General features: G+C 51.8%; 6 protein-coding genes. 3 read left to right on the top strand and 3 right to left on the bottom strand.

Annotated features, from left to right (window positions below):
- Positions 1 to 1,017 precede the first annotated feature (1,017 nt).
- Positions 1,018 to 1,554 carry a phycobiliprotein lyase gene (locus AC0QH1_RS30410; RefSeq protein ID WP_324635192.1) on the top strand — a complete coding sequence of 179 codons (537 nt, stop codon included), beginning with the start codon at positions 1,018 to 1,020 and terminating at the stop codon, positions 1,552 to 1,554.
- Positions 1,555 to 1,679: 125 nt separating this feature from the next.
- Positions 1,680 to 2,867, top strand: coding sequence for an extracellular solute-binding protein (locus AC0QH1_RS30415; RefSeq protein WP_324635193.1), 1,188 nt, complete (start codon positions 1,680 to 1,682; stop codon positions 2,865 to 2,867).
- Here the strand turns inward: AC0QH1_RS30415 and AC0QH1_RS30420 are convergent.
- From AC0QH1_RS30420 to AC0QH1_RS30430, 3 genes are all read right to left on the bottom strand, one after another.
- The gene (locus tag AC0QH1_RS30420) at positions 2,864 to 3,499 is read right to left on the bottom strand and encodes a hypothetical protein (RefSeq protein WP_324635194.1); all 636 of its coding nucleotides are present in this window, start codon (positions 3,497 to 3,499) and stop codon (positions 2,864 to 2,866) included. The genes AC0QH1_RS30415 and AC0QH1_RS30420 overlap by 4 nt on opposite strands.
- 30 nt (positions 3,500 to 3,529) lie before the next feature.
- Positions 3,530 to 4,693 (bottom strand): aldo/keto reductase, encoded by a 1,164-nt coding sequence (locus AC0QH1_RS30425; RefSeq protein WP_324635195.1) that lies wholly within the window; start codon positions 4,691 to 4,693, stop codon positions 3,530 to 3,532.
- 113 nt (positions 4,694 to 4,806) lie between these two features.
- Positions 4,807 to 5,325, bottom strand: coding sequence for a bifunctional nuclease family protein (locus AC0QH1_RS30430; RefSeq protein WP_324635196.1), 519 nt, complete (start codon positions 5,323 to 5,325; stop codon positions 4,807 to 4,809).
- A 464-nt stretch (positions 5,326 to 5,789) separates the two neighbouring features.
- On the opposite strand from AC0QH1_RS30430, the gene ribE reads away from it, so the two are divergent.
- Positions 5,790 to 6,509 (top strand): riboflavin synthase, encoded by a 720-nt coding sequence (gene ribE / locus AC0QH1_RS30435; RefSeq protein ID WP_324635197.1) that lies wholly within the window; start codon positions 5,790 to 5,792, stop codon positions 6,507 to 6,509.
- Positions 6,510 to 6,728: the final 219 nt, after the last annotated feature.

Consider the following 6,728-nt stretch of genomic DNA (forward strand, 5'->3'; position numbering starts at 1 on the left):
CGGTACAGTTTTTTCCACCGATTGGGCGCTGGCGGCGAAATAACTATTCCGGTTAGCGGTACAGTTTTTTTCCATCCATAGGGCGCTGGTGGCGAAATAACTATTCCGGTTAGCGGTACAGTTTTTCCACCGATTGAGCGCTGGTGGCGAAATAACTATTCCGACTATCACTACAGTTTCTTTCCCGACGGGGCGCTGGTGGCGAAATAACTATTCCGACTATCGGTAGAGTTTTTTCCACCGATAGGGCGCTGGTGGCGAAATAACTATTGCGGTTATCGCTAGAGTTTCTTTCCCGATGGGGCGCTGGTGGCGAAATATACTAGGTCTGTTTCTTGATGCGATCTGCAGCCGTTTCTGTGCCAACCGCGTCGCCACCTCATCGGTGAAAAATTCTTTACCTGACTAACATTGAGAACTGCTATATCTCAAAACACTACAGCCGTTGATAATCCTTCACAATCCAGTGGCGGCGAATTAAAACCCACTCCCGGCACTTTTCCATCCCCCGTCAGCGCCTCGAATCGCTTGACGCCCTCACCATCGGGAAATACTAGGGCAAAAATTCACCGCCCCGGCAAGATTTTGCCTCAAATTTCTCCCAATCCCAGCATTCCGCTTCATTTCTGCGATTTTCTCCCAGTTGACTCCCGTTCGGGGGGGGTGATGTCTCGAAAGTGGAAATGGGAATAAAAAATCTCTCTAATCTATTGACATTAATTTACTTTTGTGCTATAGAAAAACTTTTTTTGCCAATCCCCCGATCGCCCCGGAATTTGGGCCGCGTTCCCCGAAGATTGACCACTGTGTGCGCGGGCGGCGATCGCGACCCTGAACGGCCAATTTCGGCGTCTCAGTCCCTTCTCGCAAGCTTCTGGGTGGGGGATGCAATCCCCCCTGGGTACGACGTCGGTTTTCTTGCGATCGGTTATATTAAGAAAAGTAACGGAATTGACAGCAAAGACCCCCCACCCATTGTTAGGGTAAAAACGAGCCAAAATCGGAGGAAATTTGTTAATGACATCAATACAGCTTTTCAATCCCCCGGGAGAATCTTTAATTGCCGATTTTTTTCAACAATCTGCCGGAAAATGGCGATCGGAACGTCGCTACTACACCCTTCCCGACGTCACCACCGAGGAAGTGGTTAGAATCATTACCGTGCGCTTTCTGGAAGCCGGAAGCCCGGAACTCGAAGCGTTGGCTCAACTGCATCAGCTACCCGACTCCAAAGCATTAACCTGTGGCACCCATGTCTCTTGGGAACGCAGTACCTCGGTTTCTGGACGTCCGCATCCGGCAGGATCCACCGTCTTTGGCGCGCTGGATAATATTCTGTATCGCGATCGCGGTTACTATACCCCCAACCCGGTGACGGCGCAGTTTTATTTCCCCAATCCGCAAACCTTGTGCCTGAAAACCGCGTACAATAAGGCAGAGTTTGAAGAGGAAATCAAACATATCGGCGATCGCTATCGCACCCGACAAACTATCATCTCTCGGGCGGGAGAACAGAAAACCATCGGCCAATATTTAGAAAAGCGTCTCGAATGATACAATTGTCTGCAAGCGAAATTTAAACAGAGCAAGGGGAATATTGCCTCTCTCCATAACCTTTGTAGAGTTCAGATGAGCATTTCCCCTCCACCTCTGATGGCAATTCACCCCCCTTATTTTCAGTGAAGCGAAGGTCTTTTCTCATCGGTACGGGCAGTTTGGCGATCGCCACGCTTCTCGCTAGCTGTGGGAATCCCAATCGAGATTCCCTCGAAGTTCGGTTATTGAAAAATTCCGTACCCGCTCGCGTTTTGAGCGCCTTTCGCAAGCAACTACAGCAACCGGCCAATCTCGACTTTACTCCCACGGCGCAGTTGCAAGCCCTATTTCTCATGCTGCAAGAATGGCAGCAACAATCCCCACCGCAAGATGAGGACAACGGATTCAATCTGCCCACTTTCGGGAGGCGCAACGGTGGGAATAACCTTCCCGATTTGGTCACGTTAGGGGATTACTGGTTAAGCGAAGCAATTCAACAGGAATTGATTCAACCCATGAATCCCGCCAGGTTTCAGTTGTGGGATCGCTTACCGCAACAGTGGCGCACCCTGGTGACGCGCAATGCCCAGGGTCAACCGGATCCCAAGGGTCAAGTCTGGGGCGCACCCTATCGCTGGGGCACGACGGCGATCGCCTATCGGGTGGATAAATTCAAACCCTTCGGATGGACTCCCCAGGATTGGAGCGATTTGTGGCGTCCGGAAATTCGCGATCGCATTTCTTTGCTCGATAGCCCCAGAGAAACCATTGGTCTGACTCTGAAAAAACTGGGTCACTCCTACCAAACCGCCAACCTAGACGATGTGCCCGACTTGGAAGCAGAACTCCTCGCCCTCCAGCAGCAGGTTCGTCTCTACAGTTCCGATACCTACCTGCAACCCCTGATTCTGGGCGATACTTGGTTGGCAGTAGGGTGGTCTAGCGACCTGCTTCCCCTGGTACAGCGCAATCCCCAAATTCAGGCGCTCGTCCCTCAGTCGGGCACCGCCCTGTGGGCTGATTTGTGGGTACAGCCTGCGGCAAAATCCCCGATCGCTGCGGACAATCCACCATCTCTGTCTGCTTTGGCGCAACAGTGGATTGACTTTTGCTGGAAACCAGAAGTGGCAGTGGATATGTCTCTGCTGAGTCAGGCAACCTCTGCGATCGCCCTCGCACTCAACCGCGAGGAGTTACCCCCCGGGTTACAGGCAGATCCTCTCCTGTTGCCCAACCCTTCGGCGATCGCGCGCAGTGAATTTCTCTATCCCTTATCCCCAGATGTGGCAGATCGCTATCGTCAGTTGTGGCGCAAAATTCGCCTCAGTTAAGGCGTCGAAAACAATTGCGATCCGTTCTCTAACCCCGGGGAATCCAGCCACAAATCGCACACGATCGGCTCGACTTCAAACTGACAACTGTAGGTGCCGAGCAGGGTTTGCTGACGATTAAACACGCGAATATTATAGCGGTAATCGCTCGCTACTTGCCCAAAATGATTGAGCGCCTGATACCGTTCTAAATAATCGAGCAAACTCCACATTTGCCGATTCACAATTAAATCCACAAACCCCACATTCTCTTCATTGCGCGGATACGCCACCCAGTTTTCCACTAATTTGCCGCCGACGAGTTCTCTGGCCCACCACAAACTGGGCACGGTGAGTCCGGTTTGGGAAATGGTGCCTGAAGTAACGATATCCAGGGCGGCAGGATTTGCCGTGGGGGGCACGGGAATTAATTCTAACGGCGGCACCGGGGGCGGCACCGATTCGAGGGTCTCGATGGGCTGCATTTGTCCCTGGGGAGGGGTTTCGCTGTCCTCTGACTCTCGGTTTGGCGGGGCTGTCTCGTTGGGGGCGGGCAATGCCGGTACGGCGGCGATCGCTTCTAACGTGAAACTCACGATGACTATCGGTAGGAGTTTTTTCACCCCTACCCAATTTGCTCTATTGGCGTTCATCTGCTCTCCCTCGGTTTGGGAAAAATCGGGTTAACCCCACAACCGCCGCCCCGCTTTCCCTTTCAGGCGATCGTGGGTGTCTTGCAGCAGTTGGGGAATATCAAGCTGTTCGGGACATCGGGGCAAACAATCCCCACATTCGGTGCAGCGGTTGCCTTTGCGCCCGGGAAACCAATGTCCCGCATTTTCAAACATCCCGTAGCGGTATTGGCTATAGTCCGTCATCTGGTATGCTACTGCCAAATTCCGCAAGCGCAAAACTTCCGGAATGTGAATCTCTTCGGGACAAGGTAAGCAGGCATAACACTGACTGCATTTGTCGCTTCCCAGGGCGGTTTGCGCTTGTCGTTCTAACCGGGCGATCGCTGCTCGTTCTGCTTCGGTTAGGGGCAGGTGACACCAATCTAGCGCTCTCAATGGCAGATGGCGATCGAGGCTGTGGAGTTCCTCGGGGGTCGCCGCCCCAAAACTTAGGGTGGTAATTGCCCGGTTGCTCAATAAAAACCGATAGTTTAATCCTAACGGGGAGAAGGGATGACAGAGTTTTTTTAAGGGATCCGGTGGGTTGTGCAGGCGTCCCCCTTTGTCTGCTGGGGAAATGATAAACACTCCCATGTCTTTCTGAGCGGCTAACTCTACGGCGGGGGCGTTGCGTTGGAAAAAATAGTAATAATGCAGATTGACAAATTCAAATAAATCTGTTTCGATAGTGGCTTGAATTAGGTCGAGAGACCCATGGGTGGAAAATCCCAAATGTCGCACCCGGCGATCGGCGATTGCTTGGCGAATTGCCTCCATTCCCGGGGAATTCAATACCCACTCTAAATGGGATGGCTTATTGATTCCGTGAATCGCTAAAGCGTCTATATAATCGACACCTAAGCGTTCTAGGGATTGGTCAATGCAGCGCTCGATTACAGCAGCATCCCCCACGGGGGGCAGTTTGGTGGTGATATGCAGGCGATCGCGCGCCAATTTCGACCCCTTTCCTCCCCGGACTATCTCTTCTATGGCGGCACCGAGATAGATTTCGCTGTTTCCATAGCCTCGGGCGGTTTCAAAGTGATTGATGCCCATTTCCACTGCTTTGACAGTGGTGGCGATCGCGGTTTCTCTAGACTCCAAATATCTCATGGTTCCCAGAGAAAAAACCGACAGGTGTAAGTTGGTTTTCCCAAATCGACGGTAGCGCATCAGATGGTTTGGTCTTCAGCTTTTTAATCCGGGAGGACAAACGAATCTGCGATCGAGGAGCAACTGTGCATCTCCCTTAATTTTTACCCTTCTCTCGTTCACCCCTCGCCTGCTTACGATTCTTTCGTTTCCCCACTGCCACTGCTGAAGCCTTTACCCTGAATGAAGTCTTCCGGTCTGATATTGGACACAAAATCTCGGAAGGCTTGCCGTTCGGCTTCGTCTGCTTCGCGATCGACCGGGATCGAGGCATCGGCAACCACTTCTTCCATTACCCAAATCGGGCTATTGGTTCGCAATGCTAGGGCGATCGCATCGGAAGGTCTCGCGTCAATCTCTTTTACCGCGTCTCCTTGCCGCACTTTCAAAACTGCATAAAATGTGTTGTCCTGTAGGGAATGAATGATGGCCCGCTCTAGGTTTAATTCCCATTCGTCCATCAAATTCACCATCAAATCGTGGGTTAGGGGTCTCGGCGGTTTCTGGCTTTCTAAGGCGCTGATAATTGACCTAGCTTGGTCTTGCCCGATGTAAATCGGCAGGGCACGGCGATCGGCAGCGTCTCTGAGCAGCACAATCGGACTCCGGGTGGCTGCATCTAATGCAATTCCAGCGACTTTCATCTCAATCATCGACTCGGCCTCTTTAAAACACTCTGGTGAAAGTAATCATGACTCGGGCCAGGGATACGCTTTCTTTTATTCTTGATTTTCGGGTCTGGAAACCCCCGGCACGCCGGACTGGCATCGCATCCCCAGGCGCGAAGCTTTGCTTCCTCGGTATTTCTACCTCAGCCTGGTCAACTCCGGGATTCACACCACGCCTGCCCCCTCTGGGTCAAGCCTGGATTGTTGACTCTCCCGGTCACGGGCAGAATTTGCCCTTACTAACAACGTTACGTCAAAACCTTGCCATTCAACAAGGATCGATTTGCGCTAAGCACCTCGGCGCTCTCGGCAATTCCGTTGTTATCGTTCCCCCAACTTCCAGTTGCATATACTCCACTTTAGCCCCGAATCTGTTAAAAAAGGTGACGCAGACAAAGGAAAAATCTTGGCCTGCGATCGTCTGACCCTGAAAATTAAAGGAAAAACCTATGTTTACTGGATTAGTTCAAGGTTTGGGCACGATTGCCCCGATGGGTACTGAAAAATTGCAAATTTCTTGCGTTTCTGGCGCAGAGATTATTTTGCCCTCTTTAGCTATAGGCGATAGTGTGGCGGTGGATGGGGCTTGTTTGACGGCAACTGAAATTTTGCCCAATGGTTTGGTCGCGATCGCTTCCCCGGAAACCCTCCGCCGTACTACCCTCGCTCACCAAACCGATGCCTATGTCAATCTCGAAACCTCTTTGCGCGTCGGCTCTAAATTGGGCGGTCACTTCGTCACCGGTCACGTGGATGGCATCGGTGCAGTTCAAGCAACCGTGCAAACCGCTAGTTCTTGGGAAATGTCTTTCTCTGCCCCTCCCGCTTTGCTCTCCCTCTGGCAACACCAAATCGCTCCCTATCTCGTCCCCAAAGGCAGTATTGCAGTCAACGGGATTAGCTTAACTGTGGCTGAGTGCGACCCCGCCGGCGCTTGGTTCACTGCCGCTGTCATTCCCCACACCTACCACCAAACCAATCTCCGCTTCCTCCAAGTGGGCGACTGGGTTAATCTGGAAGCAGATATCTTGGGCAAATATGTGGCTAAGTTCGTCCGCTCTGGCCTCCCTTCTCCCTCCTCATCGGAATTCCCCGATGAGTCCGCTCCCTCGATTGATAGTTTAGACCGCATTACCCCCGCTTTTTTGGCGGACAATGGTTATTTGTAAAGTTTTTTCCGGGGCGTTCTGTCTCTGCCTCCGGATCCCCCCTCGCCGGCGCTTTTTTTTCTCTAGGGGTTGACCGAGGCTTGATTTTCTGCTACTATTTTTTACATAATGGGAATATTCGCGAAATTTTTATTTTCGGCACTATTCCCATTATGAATAAGTATAGCAGAAATTTTTCCTTTTCGCCAGGGTTTTCTTTTTTTTGGGGCCGGCGCTTTT

The organism is Phormidium sp. CCY1219 (assembly GCF_055795085.1).

What these genes read in the sequence shown, in the direction of transcription:
- AC0QH1_RS30410 (WP_324635192.1), top strand. Translation starts at nt 1,018, where the DNA reads ATGACATCAATACAGCTTTTCAATCCCCCGGGAGAATCTTTAATTGCC.
- AC0QH1_RS30420 (WP_324635194.1), bottom strand. Translation starts at nt 3,499, where the DNA reads ATGAACGCCAATAGAGCAAATTGGGTAGGGGTGAAAAAACTCCTACCG.
- AC0QH1_RS30425 (WP_324635195.1), bottom strand. Translation starts at nt 4,693, where the DNA reads ATGCGCTACCGTCGATTTGGGAAAACCAACTTACACCTGTCGGTTTTT.
- AC0QH1_RS30430 (WP_324635196.1), bottom strand. Translation starts at nt 5,325, where the DNA reads ATGATTGAGATGAAAGTCGCTGGAATTGCATTAGATGCAGCCACCCGG.
- ribE (WP_324635197.1), top strand. Translation starts at nt 5,790, where the DNA reads ATGTTTACTGGATTAGTTCAAGGTTTGGGCACGATTGCCCCGATGGGT.